The sequence below is a fragment of the Arthrobacter sp. YD2 genome, from assembly GCF_030410475.1.
GTDB lineage: Bacteria > Actinomycetota > Actinomycetes > Actinomycetales > Micrococcaceae > Arthrobacter_B > Arthrobacter_B zhangbolii.
This window is the reverse complement of record NZ_JAUHHB010000002.1, coordinates 246,553-262,562: the sequence shown is the minus strand read 5'-3', so window position 1 is coordinate 262,562 and position 16,010 is coordinate 246,553. Positions and strand designations below refer to the sequence as shown.

11 protein-coding genes are annotated in these 16,010 nt (G+C 66.2%); 2 read left to right on the top strand and 9 right to left on the bottom strand.

Features of this window, described 5'->3' with window-relative positions; translation table 11 throughout:
* Positions 1-40 precede the first annotated feature (40 nt).
* Complete coding sequence (locus QWJ37_RS07830) at positions 41-1,438, bottom strand: HNH endonuclease signature motif containing protein (RefSeq protein ID WP_290244979.1); 1,398 nt, start codon at positions 1,436-1,438, stop codon at positions 41-43.
* A 465-nt stretch (positions 1,439-1,903) separates the two neighbouring features.
* Positions 1,904-3,109, bottom strand: a complete 1,206-nt coding sequence (locus QWJ37_RS07825) for a CapA family protein (RefSeq protein WP_290244978.1) — start codon at positions 3,107-3,109, stop codon at positions 1,904-1,906.
* Positions 3,110-3,276: 167 nt separating this feature from the next.
* Between QWJ37_RS07825 and QWJ37_RS07820 the strand changes: the two genes are divergently transcribed.
* Entirely contained in the window at positions 3,277-5,301 is a 2,025-nt protein-coding gene (locus tag QWJ37_RS07820; protein WP_290244977.1) for a M3 family metallopeptidase, read from the top strand.
* Positions 5,302-5,390: 89 nt separating this feature from the next.
* On the opposite strand, the gene pdxS is transcribed toward QWJ37_RS07820, so the two are convergent.
* The 6 genes from pdxS to QWJ37_RS07790 form a co-directional block, all read right to left on the bottom strand.
* Positions 5,391-6,305 (bottom strand): pyridoxal 5'-phosphate synthase lyase subunit PdxS, encoded by a 915-nt coding sequence (gene pdxS / locus QWJ37_RS07815; RefSeq protein WP_290244976.1) that lies wholly within the window; start codon positions 6,303-6,305, stop codon positions 5,391-5,393.
* A gap of 226 nt (positions 6,306-6,531) precedes the next feature.
* Positions 6,532-7,149 (bottom strand): phosphatidylinositol phosphate synthase, encoded by a 618-nt coding sequence (gene pgsA, locus QWJ37_RS07810; protein WP_227901699.1) that lies wholly within the window; start codon positions 7,147-7,149, stop codon positions 6,532-6,534.
* Positions 7,150-7,152: 3 nt separating this feature from the next.
* Positions 7,153-7,731: an HIT domain-containing protein gene (locus QWJ37_RS07805; protein WP_227901697.1), complete on the bottom strand. Its 579-nt coding sequence runs from the start codon at positions 7,729-7,731 to the stop codon at positions 7,153-7,155.
* 15 nt (positions 7,732-7,746) lie between these two features.
* A complete protein-coding gene (gene thrS, locus QWJ37_RS07800) occupies positions 7,747-9,759 on the bottom strand; it encodes a threonine--tRNA ligase (protein ID WP_227901695.1) in 2,013 nt (670 codons plus the stop codon).
* A gap of 80 nt (positions 9,760-9,839) precedes the next feature.
* Positions 9,840-13,283 (bottom strand): DNA polymerase III subunit alpha, encoded by a 3,444-nt coding sequence (gene dnaE / locus QWJ37_RS07795; RefSeq protein WP_290245287.1) that lies wholly within the window; start codon positions 13,281-13,283, stop codon positions 9,840-9,842.
* Between the two features lie 72 nt (positions 13,284-13,355).
* Positions 13,356-13,667 carry a DUF6504 family protein gene (locus QWJ37_RS07790; protein WP_227901694.1) on the bottom strand — a complete coding sequence of 104 codons (312 nt, stop codon included), beginning with the start codon at positions 13,665-13,667 and terminating at the stop codon, positions 13,356-13,358.
* Between the two features lie 276 nt (positions 13,668-13,943).
* On the opposite strand from QWJ37_RS07790, the gene QWJ37_RS07785 reads away from it, so the two are divergent.
* Entirely contained in the window at positions 13,944-14,390 is a 447-nt protein-coding gene (locus QWJ37_RS07785) for a hypothetical protein (protein WP_290244975.1), read from the top strand.
* Here the strand turns inward: QWJ37_RS07785 and QWJ37_RS07780 are convergent.
* Complete coding sequence (locus QWJ37_RS07780; protein WP_290244974.1) at positions 14,387-15,991, bottom strand: MDR family MFS transporter; 1,605 nt, start codon at positions 15,989-15,991, stop codon at positions 14,387-14,389. The genes QWJ37_RS07785 and QWJ37_RS07780 overlap by 4 nt on opposite strands.
* Between the last annotated feature and the right edge of the window lie 19 nt (positions 15,992-16,010).

Genomic DNA, 16,010 nt, shown 5'->3' with positions numbered 1-16,010 from the left:
TCCGAAGCGGATACAGCGACATCGCCGATCACCCGATAGGTCATGCAGGGAGGGGCGGGGCCATGGAACGGTAGCTGTGCCCCGTTGGCGTAGTGATCTCCACAGTATGCCGTTCCGGGAAACGGCCGGTCGGCAGACGGGCGGCGGACTCCATCACCGCCGCTGTCCAACCTGGGGATTCTTTCGCCTGATTGCAGGCTTCACACAAACCCTGCAGATTAGCTGTATCCGTACTTCCGCCAGACCTGTGTGCCCTGATGTGGTCGCGGTGGCGGATAGGTGCGCTGCACCACGGTGTCCGGCAGAACTGATCCCGTGTTTCAATAAACCGGGCAAGGGATTCCGGAGCATAACGCGCCTTGGAATCCATTGCCACGAGGTCACCGGAACCGGGCGCGGTGTACAGCCGCCGGAGCCAAAGACCTGCCGGACCGGCAACTTCCGCGGCGACGTCCCGCGGGTGAGATGCCGTATTGTCCGGCAGTGACGGTGCGGCTCTGTCTCCCAGAGACGCTGCGCCCCTGTCTCCCAGAGGCGCTGCGGAACTGCCTCCCGGCATGACTCCCGGATTGCTGTCTCCACTGGATGCCGCCAAGGCTGCGGCAGTCCGTGCCCATCCGGCAGGAACGATCCCGTATCCCTGCAGATGCGCAGGCTCGCCGGATCCGCTGAGCAGCGTGCGGTCGGTCATCACCAACTGGACTTCCATCGGAACGCGGTCAGCCCTGGCCTGCCCGGTGATCCGTTCCACCATGGTGTCGGCCATGATCTGTCCGCGGCCCCTCGTATCACCACGCGCCCGCAGCGAATCTGCGGCACGGCTTAGCGCGGCGTAGACGGCGACGCCTTGGGCGACAGGCAGCAGGCCGGTCAGATACGTCATCGTGTCCGGTGCGGGCCGGCAGGAGACATACCGGTCCGCCGCTGCTTTGGCCGCCCGGCGCACCAAGGCCTGCTGGTCGATGCGGTAGGTGAGTTTACGGATCCGGGCAATCAGGCGCCGGTCGCCAAGTCCTTCCAGCAGGGCCGGGTCCCCGGCCACTTCCCGGTCCACGGTGCTGCGGTCTTCCACCGACAGGCAGGCGGTTTCGCGCACGATCAGGGTGGCCCGCCATTCACTGATGATCCCCTCGGACAATGCCCGCAGCGTGCAGGGCATTTCCTTCCCGAGGGCATTGGCGAAGCCCAGGATCCGCCCGCCCCGCGCCGGTGATTCCCGCCGGGCCAGCGCAAGCTGGGCGGCAACTCCCCTGCCCTGATGCTCCGGCGGAATCCCGGCCTGCGCATGCGCACCGCGCACGGAGGCGTCAAGCGCGACGGCGATCCGGGCCTGTGCGGCGCTGGCGGCCGCCTTAAGTTCTTCCAGGAGGCGAAGGCGATCCACCAGCCCTGCATCAGTCTCCTCGGCGACAGCCGTGAGGAAAGCGCGATTCGACAATCTGCCGATCCATGCCGAAACAGTGGCCGGAGAGGCCTCAGCATCGGTCAGGGGCCTGGCATTTGGTGCTGGGAACGGGGCGCGGGATGGCTGGGAAACTTCCGCGGCGTGGGTCGATAATTCGAACATGTGTTCGAGTTTATGGTTCGATCACGACGCTGGGAACACGAAACTGTCCCCTGTGGGTAAGTCGTGGCCGCCGCGCGCCTGTGGAGGACGGGCCGCACCTTGGAGCGGCCACGCCACCCGGATCGCCCCTACTCCCCCGCCCGCTACAACCCCGGCACCTAGCACGGGCACCCGGTCCCTGCTCCGCCAGCCCGGCACCCGACACCCGGCCCGCCAGCCCGGCACCCGATACCCGGCCCCGCCAGCCCGGCACCCGATACCCGGCCCCGCCAGCCCGGCACCCGGCACCGGCACCGCCCCCGGCAGCGGCGCCCCAGCCCCTACACCCACCGGCCCCTACTGCGGATCCTGCGTCACCAGCCATTCGTGTGCCCCGGCCGCGGCAGCACCCATGGACTCGACCACCGGAATGGTCCGCGCCCGCACTGCTTCCCGCTGGTCCGACGGCGCGCACTCGCCCTGCGGCAGATCGGCGGCCACGGAACACCAGCGGTACGGGTCGCGCACAATGACCGACGGGGCCCAGGCCAGATCGCTCACGGTCCATGCGCCGTCGTCGTCGCGGGCAAACTGGGCCCGCACAATCAGGCCTTCGTTGTTCACGTCGTACCAGGGCGAAAGCTCCGTCACTGCGTTGCCCAGCCCGTACACAATCCACGTGCCGTTGTAGTTCTCGATCGGCAGCACCGAGTGCGTGTGGTGGCCGTAGATAAAGTCGAACTCCCCGCTGTCCGCCAGGGCATGCGCCGTTTCCACCTGCTGGGTGTTGGGCGCGGAGGCATATTCGTCTCCGGCGTGGATGGCACCCACAACGACGTCGGCGCCCTGGTCACGCGCGGTCCGCGCCTTGGCGATCATCATGCCGGCGTCGAGCATATCCACCTGCCAGGGATACTCGGCCTGAAGTCCGTTCAACCCATAGGTCGCCTCGATGACGGCCACGCTGCCGCCTTCCACCGGAAGGATCATTGGTTTGCCCGCATCGGCCTCCGACGCGTAGGACCCGGTGTGCTCCAGGCCCAGCGAATCAAGCACCCCCAGCGTCCGGTTCAGTCCCGCCGTGCCGGCATCCATTGTGTGGTTGCTTGCCGTAGTACAGGCCTGGTACCCCGCAGAGGCGGCAGCGGTGAGGATCTGTGGCGGAACGTTGAACATGGGGTAGCCGGCGTAGGGGCCGTCCGGTTCCGCCACCGGGGTCTCCATATGGCACACCGCCACATCGGACGCCGCGATATAGGCCTCCTGCCCGGCCAGCAGCGGTTCAAAATCCAGCGGACCCTTGCCCGTGGCCGCAGCGTCCGCCGCTGCCTGGTCCCACAGCTGCGGGTGGACCAGCAGATCGCCGGCCAGCATCAGCGAAAAGCAGTTTGCCGCCGGGCACGCCGGTCCCTTGCCGGGAATGGACGGGTCAGCGGTAGGCGAGGGTGGGGTCGGGGCAACCGACGACGACGGCGCCCTGCCGGATTGCTCTCCCGCACCGTCGGGCTCCGGCGCTCCCATGCAGCCGGCCAGCACCAGTGCCAGCAGGAGCGTTCCTGTCACCGTTGATCTGACCGAACGGCCCGGCGCCCCCGTACCCAACCTGCGTTTCATGTCTTCCCCCACGGAATCAGCCCCAGGCCTGCGACTGCCGACGGCGGGGAATCGGACTGATCCTACGCCACGGTCACATTGGTTTGGGCCGGCCCGCTGTGCCAGTCTTGGGGCTTATGGACAACCCTTTCCTTTCCGCCAGCAACCTCCCCTATCAGCTTCCCCCGTTTGAGCAGGTCTCCGAAGATGATTTCCTGCCCGCATTCGACGCCGGCATCCGGGAACACGCTGAACAGATCCAGGCCATTGCGGGCAACCCCCAGGCCCCTGATTTCGACAACACCATCGCAGCGCTCGAGTCCTCCGGGCAGGCACTTGGACGCACCGCCGTCGTGTTCTTCACTCTGTGCGCCGCCCATGCCACCGACGGAGTGCAGCGCATCCAGCAGGAGATCAGCCCGAAGCTCGCCGCCCACGAGGACGCCATCTACCTCAACCGCGCCCTCTTCGAGCGCGTACAGGCGGTTGCCGGGCAGGAGACGGGCTTGAACGAGGAACAGGCACGCCTGGTCTCCGAGTACCGCCGCCGCTTCGTCCGCGCCGGGGCGGAGCTCGACGACGCCGGGCAGGCGCGTATGCGCGAACTGAACGCACGGCTGTCGGAGCTCTCCACGGACTTTTCCCAGCGGCTGCTCAGGGACACCAACGATTCGGCCCTGGTGGTGGAGTCCGCCGCTGAGCTGGACGGCCTGCCGGATGACGACATCGCCGCAGCAGCGGCGGCCGCCGACGCCGCAGGGCACCCAGGCAAGTACCTGCTGTCCCTGGTGCTTCCCACCCCGCAGCCGGCGCTTTCCGCACTGACCAACCGGGAAACCCGGCGCCGTCTGCACACCGCTTCACTCCAGCGCGGATTCCGGGCCAACGGCAACAACACCCTGTCCATCGCCGCGGAAATGGCGGCTCTTCGGGCGGAGAAGGCAGCCCTGCTTGGGTTTGCGAACCACGCGGAGTACGCCACGGATGACCAGACCGCACCGTCCCTCGCCGCCATCCACGAGATGCTGGGCAGGCTGGCGCCGGCCGCGGTGCGCAACGCGAAAGCCGAGGCGGAGGAGCTGCGCGAGGCTGCCCGCCGCGACGGGCACGAGCTGGAAGCCTGGGACTGGGCGTACTACTCCGGGCAGGTGCGGAAGGAGAAGTTCGACGTCGACCTCGCCGCCCTGCGCCCTTATTTCGAGCTCGAGCGTGTGCTGCAGGATGGTGTTTTCTACGCCGCCAACCGTCTGTACGGGCTGAGCTTCACCGAGCGCACCGACCTGCCCGGCTACCACCCGGACGTGCGGGTCTGGGAAGTAAAAAATGCCGACGGCACCGGACTGGGCCTGTTCCTGGGTGACTACTACACGCGCGACACCAAAAACGGCGGCGCGTGGATGAATTCCCTGGTGCACCAGTCACGTCTGCTGGATGAGCCGCCTGTGGTCATCAACAACCTGAACATCCCGAAACCGTCGGCCGGGGAACCCACCCTGCTCACCTTCGACGAGGTGGTTACCGCATTCCACGAGTTCGGCCACGCACTGCACGGACTCTTCTCCGATGTCACCTATCCGCAGTTCTCCGGCACCGCCGTACCGCGGGACTTTGTGGAATACCCTTCCCAGGTCAACGAAATGTGGATGCTTTGGCCGGAGGTCGTCGCCAACTTCGCCCGGCACCACGTCACCGGCGAGCCGCTGCCGCAGGACGTCATCGACAAGGTCCTGGCTGCCGCCGTGTGGGGCGAGGGCTTCGCCACCACGGAGTACCTTGGTGCCACCCTCCTGGACCTGGCCTGGCATGAACTGGCTCCCGGGGAGACGGTTGAGGACCCGGAAGCGTTCGAGGCCCGGGCCCTCGCGGACGCCGGGGTGGACCTGGAGCTGGTTCCGCCGCGTTACCGCACCGGCTACTTCAAGCACATTTTCGCCGGCGGTTACGCGGCTGCGTACTACGCCTACATCTGGAGCGAAGTACTCGACGCCGACACGGTGGAGTGGTTCAAGGAGAACGGTGGCCTGGCCCGGGAGAACGGGGACCGGTTCCGCACCGAACTGCTCTCGAAGGGCAACAGCATTGACCCGCTGCAGGCCTTCCGGAACTTCCGTGGCCGGGATGCAGACATCCAGCCGCTGCTTGAACGCCGCGGACTGGCCTAGTCCCCGGCAGGTCCGCAAAAACGTGCAGGCGGGAACCGCATCCGGTTCCCGCCTGCACGTTTATGCACCCGGACGACGCCGGACCGCTGCTACCAGCCGCGCTCCGCCAGGCGGTGCGGCTGTGGAAGCTCGTCCACGTTGATGCCCACCATGGCTTCACCCAGTCCGCGCGAGGCTTTGGCTATTTCATCCGGATCGTCGTAGAAGGTAGTGGCCTTCACGATCGCGGCAGCCCGCTGTTCCGGGTTTCCGGATTTGAAGATGCCCGAGCCCACAAACACCCCGTCGGCACCAAGCTGCATCATCATGGCCGCATCGGCGGGGGTGGCGATTCCACCGGCGGTGAAGAGCACCACGGGAAGTTTGCCCGCGGCGGCCACTTCCTTCACCAGTTCGTAGGGCGCTGCCAGTTCCTTGGCGGCCACATACAGTTCGTCCTCCGGCAGCGACGAGAGCCGGGCAATCTCCGAGCGGATGACCCGCATGTGCATCGTGGCATTGGAAACGTCTCCGGTGCCGGCTTCGCCCTTGGACCGGATCATCGCGGCGCCCTCGTTGATGCGCCGGAGCGCCTCGCCCAGGTTGGTGGCACCGCAGACAAAGGGAACCGTGAACTTCCACTTGTCGATGTGGTTGGCATAGTCGGCCGGGGTCAGGACCTCGGACTCGTCAATGTAGTCGACGCCCAGGGACTGCAGCACCTGCGCTTCCACGAAATGCCCAATCCGGGCCTTGGCCATCACCGGGATACTGACGGCACTGATAATGCTGTCGATCATGTCCGGATCACTCATCCGGGATACCCCGCCCTGGGCACGGATATCGGCCGGAACCCGTTCCAGCGCCATCACGGCCACGGCACCGGCATCTTCGGCAATCCGGGCCTGTTCAGCGGTGACGACGTCCATAATGACGCCGCCCTTCAGCATTTCGGCCATCCCGCGTTTAACGCGGGTGCCGCCGGTGAGGACGGAGGACTGGGGCTGGCTGGCTTCGTTTGGCATCTGGTTCTCTTCACATAGAGGGCGTTCTGGGACTATGGGATAGAGTACGCGGCACACTCTGGGACCCCGTGTCCCGTGACTTCCCGTGACAGGCAGCCGGGCGGGATTTGACGGCCGGTGGCACAGCGTGATCCGCGGCACAGCTGACGCCCGGCATAAAAAATGTGCCGCGACCGGTCCGGCCGCGGCACATCTCAGCGGGATTCCCGCAGGTTTGTGGAACTGATTAAGCAGGGTTTCCCAGGCGCGCCTGTTTGCGCACCGCATGCATGCGCTGGCCGATGGTCACGCAGCTGGCCAGCGTCAGCAGCACAAGGACCACCAGCAGCAGGACCTCGGGCACCCCCAGCCCCACCAGCCCGGTGGCCACGAGCAGCGACACCAGCCGTTCGGCCCGCTCGGCAATACCCACGTTGGCGTTGAAGCCCAGCGATTCCGCCTTCGCGCGGATGTAGGAGACCAGCATGCCGACCACCAGGCACAGGACGGCGGCGATGCCGATCGCGTCGTTGTCGCCACCCGTGAAGAACCAGATGGCTACGCCGGCAAACAGTGCGCCGTCGGCAAACCGGTCCAGCGTTGAGTCGAGGAACCCGCCCCAGCTGCCCTTGCGCTGCTGCTGCCGGGCCATGATCCCGTCAATGACGTCGGAGAAGATGAACACCGTAATGAAGATGGTGCCCCAGAACAGTTCACCCAGCGGGTAGAAGACCAGCCCGCCGATCATCACTCCAAGCGTGCCGGCGATGGTGACCATGTCCGGGGTGACCCGGTGCCGGAGCAGCCAGGTGGCCAGCGGGGTGAAAACGGCAGTGAAGAATCCCCGTGCGTATTTGTTGAGCACGGCTCAGTCCTCGCTGTCCCGGCCGGAGCCGTCCGGCCACGCCTCGGCAACCTGGCGGCGGACGTCACCCAGGGTCTGGGTGATGGCCTTGGTCTGCGCAATGATCGGCAGGAAGTTCCCGTCTCCACCCCACCGCGGCACAATGTGCTGGTGCAGGTGCGCGGCAATCCCGGCCCCGCCCGTCTCCCCCTGGTTCATGCCCAGGTTGAAGCCGGAGGGACCCGAAACCTTCCGCAGCACACGCATGGCGGTCTGTGTCAGCGCCGCGATTTCCGCTGTCTCCTCCGGATCAATGTCCGTGTAGTCCGGCACATGCCGGTACGGGCAGACCAGCAGGTGGCCGGCGTTGTACGGAAAGAGATTCAGGATGACGAAGGCGTATTTGCCGCGATGGACTATCAGCGATTCCTCGTCCGTCCGCCCGGGGGCAGCGCAGAACGGGCAGGTCTCTTCCGAGGACACCTGCTTCTGCCCGCCCTTGATGTAGGCCAGGCGGTGCGGCGTCCACAGACGCTGGAAGGCGTCGGGAACACCGGGAAGTTCAAACGTGTCCGTTATGTCCGTGTCGTCTGTTTCTGCCATGGTGTCCCGCTGCCCCTACTTGTCCCGGTTCCGGACGGCTTCGACAATCCGCTTGACGGCCTCTTCAACGGGCACGCCGTTGTCCTGGCTGCCGTCACGGAAGCGGAAGGACACCGCGCCCGCCTCGGCGTCGTCGCCTCCGGCAATGAGGACAAACGGGATCTTGTCCTTGGAGGCGGTGCGGATCTTCTTCGGGAAACGGTCGGTGCCGGTATCCACCTGGGCACGGATGCCGTGCGCCTTGAGCTTGTCGACGACGTCGAACATGTAGTCGTTGAACGCTTCGGCTACGGGGATGCCCACCACCTGGACCGGTGCCAGCCAGGCGGGGAACGCTCCGGCGTAGTGCTCGGTGAGCACTGCCATAAACCGTTCCACGGAGCCGAACAGTGCCCGGTGGATCATGACCGGGCGCTGGCGGGTGCCGTCGGCGGCCTGGTATTCAAGTTCGAAGCGTTCGGGCAGGTTGAAGTCCAGCTGGATGGTGGACATCTGCCAGGTGCGGCCAATGGCGTCGCGGGCCTGGACGGAGATCTTCGGGCCGTAGAACGCGGCGCCGCCCGGATCCGGCACCAGGTCCAGGCCGGAGGCTTCGGCTACCTCGGCGAGGGTGCGGGTGGCTTCCTCCCAGACCTCATCCGAGCCGACGTACTTCTCGGGGTCCTTGGTGGAGAGCTCCAGGTAGAAGTCATCCAGGCCGTAGTCCTTGAGCAGGTCCAGCACAAAGTTCAGGGTGGTGGTCAGTTCGTCCTTCATCTGCTCGCGGGTGCAGTAGATGTGGGCGTCGTCCTGGGTCATGCCCCGTACGCGGGTCAGGCCGTGGATCACGCCGGACTTCTCGTAGCGGTATACGGAACCGAATTCGAACAGGCGCAGCGGCAGTTCGCGGTAGGACCGTCCGCGCGAGCGGAAGATCAGGTTGTGCATGGGGCAGTTCATCGGCTTCAGGTAGTAGTCCTGGCCGGGCTTGGTGACCTCGCCGGTCTCCGGGTCGGTGACCTCGTCAACGTGCATGGGAGGGAACATGCCGTCGCGGTACCAGTCCAGGTGTCCGGAAACCTCGTACAGGTGGCCCTTGGTGATGTGCGGGGTGTAGACGAATTCGTATCCGGCTTCGGTGTGGCGCTGGCGGGAGTAGTCCTCCATGGCCTTGCGGATGATGCCGCCCTTGGGGTGGAACACCGGCAGGCCGGAGCCAAGCTCGTCCGGGAAGGAGAACAGGTCCAGTTCGGTACCCAGCTTGCGGTGGTCGCGGCGCTCGGCCTCGGCCAGGCGCTCCTGGTAGGCCTTCAGCGCGTCCTTGGTGGGCCAGGCCGTGCCGTAGATGCGCTGCAGCTGCTGGTTGTTCTGGTTGCCCAGCCAGTAGGCGGCGGCGGAGCGGGTCAGCGCGAAGGCGTTGGAGATCAGCTTGGTGTTCGGCAGGTGCGGGCCGCGGCAGAGATCACACCAGACGACGTCGCCGGACTTGCGGTCCACGTTGTCGTAGATGGTGATTTCCCCGGCGCCGACCTCGATGTTCGCGCCTTCGCCGGCTTCCTCGGCACCGTCCTTGGTGCCCAGCAGTTCGAGCTTGTACGGCTCGTTGGCCATGGCTTCGCGGGCTTCGTCTTCGGACACCACGCGGCGGACGAATTTCTGGTTCGAGTTGACGATCTTCTGCATCATCTTCTCTAGGGTCTTCAGGTCCTCGGGGGTGAACGGCTCGGCGACGTCGAAGTCGAAGTAGAAGCCGTCCTTGATGTACGGGCCAATGCCCAGCTTGGCGTCGGGGCGCAGCTGCTGCACGGCCTGGGCCATCACGTGGGCGGTGGAGTGGCGCAGGACGTTCAGGCCATCCTCGGAATCGATGGTGACCGATTCCACGACGTCGCCCTGCTCCAGCGGGGTGTCCAGGTCCTTCAGGACCGAGTTCACACGCATCACGACGACGTCGCGGCGTTCGAAGAAGAGCTGCGCACCGGTGGTGCCAGTATCCACCGTGGTCTCTTCGCCGTCGACGATGAGGGTGAACTTCTCTGGCACTGACACGGTTGTCTCCTAGATTTCGTTGTACGGCGTCTTCTGCACGGCCGAACCCGGCCGGCTCCTTCTTTGCGCCCGTACCGATGTTATCCGCTGCGCTTGTGCCCCACCAACATGCCGCGCTGACTGCCCGGCAGGGGAAGCGAGGCAGTGTCCGCCAAATTCCAGGCTTCGAGGGCCTGCAGGCTGATGCCCCGGGGCCCGGTGCGGCGGGTCAGCCCGCGGACCAGCAGCAGCTCGGTGCCGAAGAGCAGCGGACCGGATTTTTCCTGCGCCTCATGGAAGAACGTGCAGTCCACGCAGCCGGTGCCGTCATCAAGGCTGATGAAGACCACCCGGCGGCCGCCGCGCATGGGCGGGGTCTGGGTGGCCACCCGGATCCCGGCCACCAGCACTTCGGAGCCGTTGCGCAGGTCCATCAGCGCTTCGGCAGGTGTCACCCCCAGACTGCGCAGCAGCGGCCCGTAGCTTTCCATCAGGTGTGCACTCACGTCCACGGAGAGCAAATCCAGTTCGGTGCGGACCTTCTCCCGCAGCCCCGGTTCGGGCAGCTCCCGGTGCAGGTTCGCCAGTTCGGTGTCCCCCAGCGGCAGGGCCAGCTGCCCGGGGATCGGCTCGTACTTCCGGGATGATGAGCGGGCCGGGGCGGCGTCGAGGTAATGGATCAGATCCGCACGGCTGCCCCCGGAGCCGGTTTTTTGGCTCAGGGAATCGAAGGCCCCCAGCTGGGCGAGGCGGCGCAGCGTGGGCCGGGAAACCCGTGCCCGGGCACGCAGATCGGCCAGGGAGTCATAGGGCTGCCCGGCGGCAATGCGCCGGAGCTCGACGGCGGAGAGCCCGTAGATCCCGGCCAGGGACAGCCGAATACCCAGCTTGCCCTGCTCGGTGCGTTCCACCCGGTACTGCTCGCCACTGCGGTTGATGTCCAGGGGCAGGATGGGAATGCCCATCCGCCGGGCCTCGGCCACCAGCAGCCGGCGCGGATACATCCCCGGATCGTGTTCGAAAATCCCGGCCAGGAACGCTTCGGGATGGTGTGCCTTCAGCCAGGCCGACTGATAGGTGGGCACCGCGAAGGCCGCCCCGTGGGCCTTGCAGAAACCGAAGCTGCCAAAAGCCTTCAGGGTGTCCCACACCTTATTGATGGTCTCAGGCGTGTAACCGCGCTCTGCAGCCTTGCTGCGGAAGTACTCCTCCACCCCCGGCTCCGCTGCTTCGTTGCCCAGCAGCCGGCGCAGTTCATCAGCCTTGGCCAGCCCGCAACCGGTAAAAACGTTCAGGGTCCGCAGCACCTGTTCGTGGAAGACGGTGACGCCGTGCGTTTCCGCCAGCACCGGGCGCAGCGCCTCGTGCGGGTACACCTCGGGCGAGAACCCGTGCCGGTATTCCAGGAACGGCCGGACCATGTCGGATTTCATCGGTCCGGGCCGGAACAGGGAAATGTCGATAATCAGGTCGTTGAATTCCCGCGGTGCCATCTTGCCCACCAGTTCGCGCTGGCCAGGGGATTCAATCTGGAAGCAGCCCAGGGTGTGCGTACTGCGGATGAGCTCATAGGTGGGTTCGTCGTCGAACGGCACCGCGTCCAGGTTGATCCGGCCGTCGGCTTCGATGAACTCAGGATCCGGGCTGCCGGGGCCCTCACGGTGTGCGCCGGCGGCAATGACTTCCTCCCGGGAGGAATGCACCCGGACCACTTCGCGGACTGCGAAGGCCATGGCACTTTGCATCCGCACCCCGAGGACGTCCAGCTTGAGCATGCCCATCGGGTCCATGTCGTGCTTGTCGAACTGGGACATGGGCAGGCCCAGCCCGCTGGGCTGCACGGGGGTACGGTCCAGCAGCGACTTATCCCCCAGGATCACCCCGCACGGATGCATGGAGATGTGCCGGGGAAGGCGGTCCAGGCGTTCGGTGAGGTCCACCAGCAGGTCCAGCTGCCGGTTCTTTTCCACCTGCCCGGAGAATTCACGCAGTTCCGGCTTTTCGGCGAGCGCCTCACGGAAGTTGCGCGCCGAGAAGCGCCACAGCTGCTTGGCCACGGCACCGATGTCCTCTTCGTGCATGCCCAGCGCCAGTCCGGCGTCGCGCACGGCGCCGCGTGCCCGGTACCCGTTCTGCATGCTCATCAGGGTTACCCGTTCGGAGCCAAAGCGTTCAAAGATGCGGTGGTAGACGTTATGCCGTTCGGCGCTCTCCACGTCAATGTCGATGTCCGGCAGGGTGGAGCGGTCCCGTGACAGGAAACGTTCAAAGATCAGGTCATGGTCCAGCGGATTCACATGGCTGACGCCCAGCAGATAGTTCACCAGCGACGAGGCTCCCGAACCGCGTGCCGCCGCGCGCACCCCCATGCCGGTGATCATGGCCGAGACTTCGGCAACCGTCAGGAAGTAGGAGGCGAAGCCCAGGCGGTCAATAATGCCCAGCTCATGGTCAAGCCGGTGCCGCATCTCCGCTTCGGCAACCGAGTCCCGTGACCTCAGCCGGCGGGTGATCCCGGCTTCGCACCGCTGGCGCAGTTCCTGCATGGGTTCTATCTCTATGCCGATGACCGAGGCTTCGGGTACTACGGGCTGCTTCCAGCCCATATCCCCCACCGGGTCCATCCGGCAGCGGTCCGCGAGCGCCGCAGTGTCGGCGAGCATCCGTGCCGCCGAGCCGCAGCCAGCCTCGGAGCTGATCTCCCGGGCCAGCGCCGTCATCTCCCGTGTCCCCTTGAGCCAGCCCTGCCCGTTGGGCTGTCGGTCCGGCAGCCGGGACAGCGAGGTCAGCGAGCGCGCGGCGTCGAGCACGTCGGCGGTGGCGGCGCCGTCTTCATCCACGTAGCGCACGGCGTTGGTGAGGATGGCCGGTATCCGCATCTCATCGGCCAGACGGAACATCCGTACCGCGTGGGCCAGGCTGAGGTTCTCCCCCGGCGGAGCCAGGTGGGTGACTACTTCCACGGCGAGCGCCCCGGCAGGAATGGCCGCACGCCAGTGTCCGAACAGGGTACGCGCGACGGCGTAGCTGCGGCTGCGCATGGCCAGGCCGACGTCGGACTGCGGGCCCACCAGGACGGTGAGCAGGGGTTCGCCCTCCTGCCCGGAACCTGCAGGCGCCGTCCGGGAGTCACTGTCTCCGGTATCCGGGCTGCCGCTGACGTACCGGGCCAGCTGTTCCATAGTGACTCCCACGGGTTTGCCGGTCCGTGCCCGGGACGCCGAGGTGGAGGCATGCGCGGCGGAAATCAGCCGGCACAGGGCGCTGTAGCCGGCTCCCCCGTTATGCCCGTGGGCAAGGATCACTACCCTGCCCGTGACAGCGTTCCCACTGTCCAGGACGGCAAGGTCCACCCCGACAATGGGATCTATGCCCGCCTCCATGCAGGCACGCAGGTGCTTGACCGTTCCATACAGCCCGTCCCTGTCGGTGCAGGCCAGGGCGTCGGCGCCGTCCGCTGCCGCGGCGGCTGCCATCTCCTCGGGCCAGGAGACCCCGTAATGCGCGCTGAAGGCCGTAGCCGCGTGCAGATGGATAAAGCTCATGGGCGCATCAGGCACCGTTCTTCATTAGGTACTGCTCTCATCAGGCACCGTCCTCATCAGGCACTGTCCTCATCAGGCGCTGTCCTTCAGGGCGTCGTGAATCCGGATCAGGCGCCAGCGGTCAGTGTTGACATGGTGCGAGAGGTCCAGGGTGCGCAGGTCCGAGCGGTCGCTGACCCTCGCCTGGACGCGCCAGATCTCGGTATCCACCAGGCCGGCGCCGCGGCCGCGTTCTGCCCGCATTTCCTCTTCCCACCAGTTGCGGCGTTCATACCAGCGCACGGGATCAGCTCCCACCTTGTAGGTGCGCCCGCCCCATACCAGCCGCAGTGGCTTACCCGCAGGCGAGCACACCACCTCTATGCCTTCGCTGAAGACACCCATTTCAGCTCCCTTCCCCGACGGACCCGCGCACACCGCAGGCGGATCCGCGCCCGTGGCCTCCCACAGGGGACCAACTGGTTATCAACTGCCAACTAATTCGAACATATATTCGAATACTTCCTCTTCAGTGTACGGCTGGCTGCTGACAATCGGCACCGCGTAGTGCCGATCCGATGGCCGGCCCACCCCTACGGCCCGTTCATCCGCCACAGGTGAAGAGGTTCCGGCAGAAGCGCGCCATCCTGGTGCACACTGGTTCCAGATTCCCGCCCACCGATGGAGCACACCTTGGATCCCGATATCCCGTACCGGAACCCGTACGCCACCCCCGCGGAAACCGGGGCCCCGAAAACCGACCCCACGGAAACCGAAACCCCGGACCGGTCCGGAACCCAAACGGCGCGGCAGCGCTTCAGCAAGCCGGCCATCACCGGCATGGTCATCGTCACGCTCGGCTGGATCCTGGCACTGATGCCCTTCTACTTTTGGATCCGCAGCTTAGGCAGTGTCAGCGCCGGCGTGGGCGGCGTTCTAAATCTCATCGGCTTCCTCGGTATTACCGCCCTGATTGCCTCAGTGGCAGGCTTCACTGCCTCGCTCCGGGCCGGCAATAAGAAGCTGGCCGCCCGGCTGTACATCATTCCCTCCCTGCTGTGGCAGCTGCCCATGGCTGCGCTGATCGGCTGGGTCCTTTTCCTTCTGTCCACTTACGACGCAACCTAGGCCTCCTCTGCAGCCTCACTGCGCACCGTGGTGGACAGCGGTACTTCCCGGATAAACAGGCACAGCACCAGGGCGACTGCCACCACGGGCACACTCAGCAGGAAAATCGGCGGCAGGGCGTTGCCGAAAGCAGCAGCAATGAAGTCCTGCGCCGGTGCGGGCAGCCCGCGCAGCATCGCCGGACTGAGCGAGTTGATGTCCCCGCCCACCGCTGCTCCGGCACCGGCCGGCGCCCCGGCCAGCTCGTTGCCCAGCCGGTGGATAAAGATCGAGCCGAACAGGGCAATACCGAAGGACGCGCCAATCTGGCGGAAATAGTTCGCCGCGGAGATCGCTGCTCCCATGTCCCGCCCGGGCACACTGTTCTGCACTATCAGCACCAGGTTCTGCATCAGCATGCCGATGCCCAGTCCCATCACCAGCATCCCGAGCGCCGTGAAGCTGTAGGGGGTGGTGTCAGAAATCCGCGAGAGCAGCATCAGCCCGGCAATGATCACCGCGCAGCCGAGCACGGGGTAGATCTTGTACCGGCCGGTCCGGGAGATCAGCTGCCCGGTGCCGATGGAGGTGAGCAGCAGGCCGCCCATCATCGGCAGCATCATCAGCCCGGACTGTGTGGCGGTGGCCCGGTTGACCATCTGCAGGAAGGTGGGCAGGTAGGAGATGGTGGAGAACATCGCGATTCCGACGGCGATCCCCACCAGCACGGGCAGCAGGAAGTTCCGGCGCCGGAACAGGGCCGGCGGGAGGATGGGTTCGGGGGCACGCCGCTCCACCGGGATAAACGCTCCGGCGGCTGCCAGGGTCACGGCGGCCAGGGCGAGGATCTGCGGACTGGACCAGGCATACGTGGTGCCGGCCCAGGTGGTCAGCATGATCAGGGCCGCGCTCGCGAGCGCCAGCAGCCCCGCGCCGGCGTAGTCCAGCTTCGGGCGCCTCCCCGTGGGCTTGGGCAGGTGCAGTGAGGTGATGACGACGGCGAGCGCCACCGCTCCGATGGGCAGGTTGATGTAGAACACCCACCGCCAGGACCAGGCATCGGTGATCCAGCCGCCCAGCAGCGGACCGCCCACGGAGGCCAGTCCGAAGGCGGCACCGATCAGGCCCATGTACTTCCCACGTTCGCGCGGAGAGACCAGATCCCCCAGGATGGCCTGCGCCCCGATCATCAGTCCGCCGCCGCCGATGCCCTGCAGGGCGCGGAAGCCGATCAGCTGGCCCATGTTCTGCGCCAGCCCGGAGAGGACCGATCCGGTGAGGAAGACCGCAATGGCGAAGATGAAGATGCTCTTGCGGCCAAACAGGTCACCGAGCTTGCCGTAGATCGGCAGGCCTATGGTCGCAGCCAGAATGTAGGCGGTAACCACCCAGGACAGGTGCTCCAGGCCGTTGAGGTCTCCCACAATGGTGGGCAGCGCAGTTGCCACGATGGTCTGGTCCAGGGCAGCCAGCAGCACCGAGAGCAGCAGCCCGGTCAGGACCAGGGCGAGATTGCGCTTGGGCCCGGCCTCTTCCGCTGCCTCCACCCGGTGTTTGGGCACTGCGGGTACCGGACGGTCGGGGATCGCCGCGATACGCGGCGTTAACGCTCTATGCGACATAGGGGGTTGGTGCTCCTCG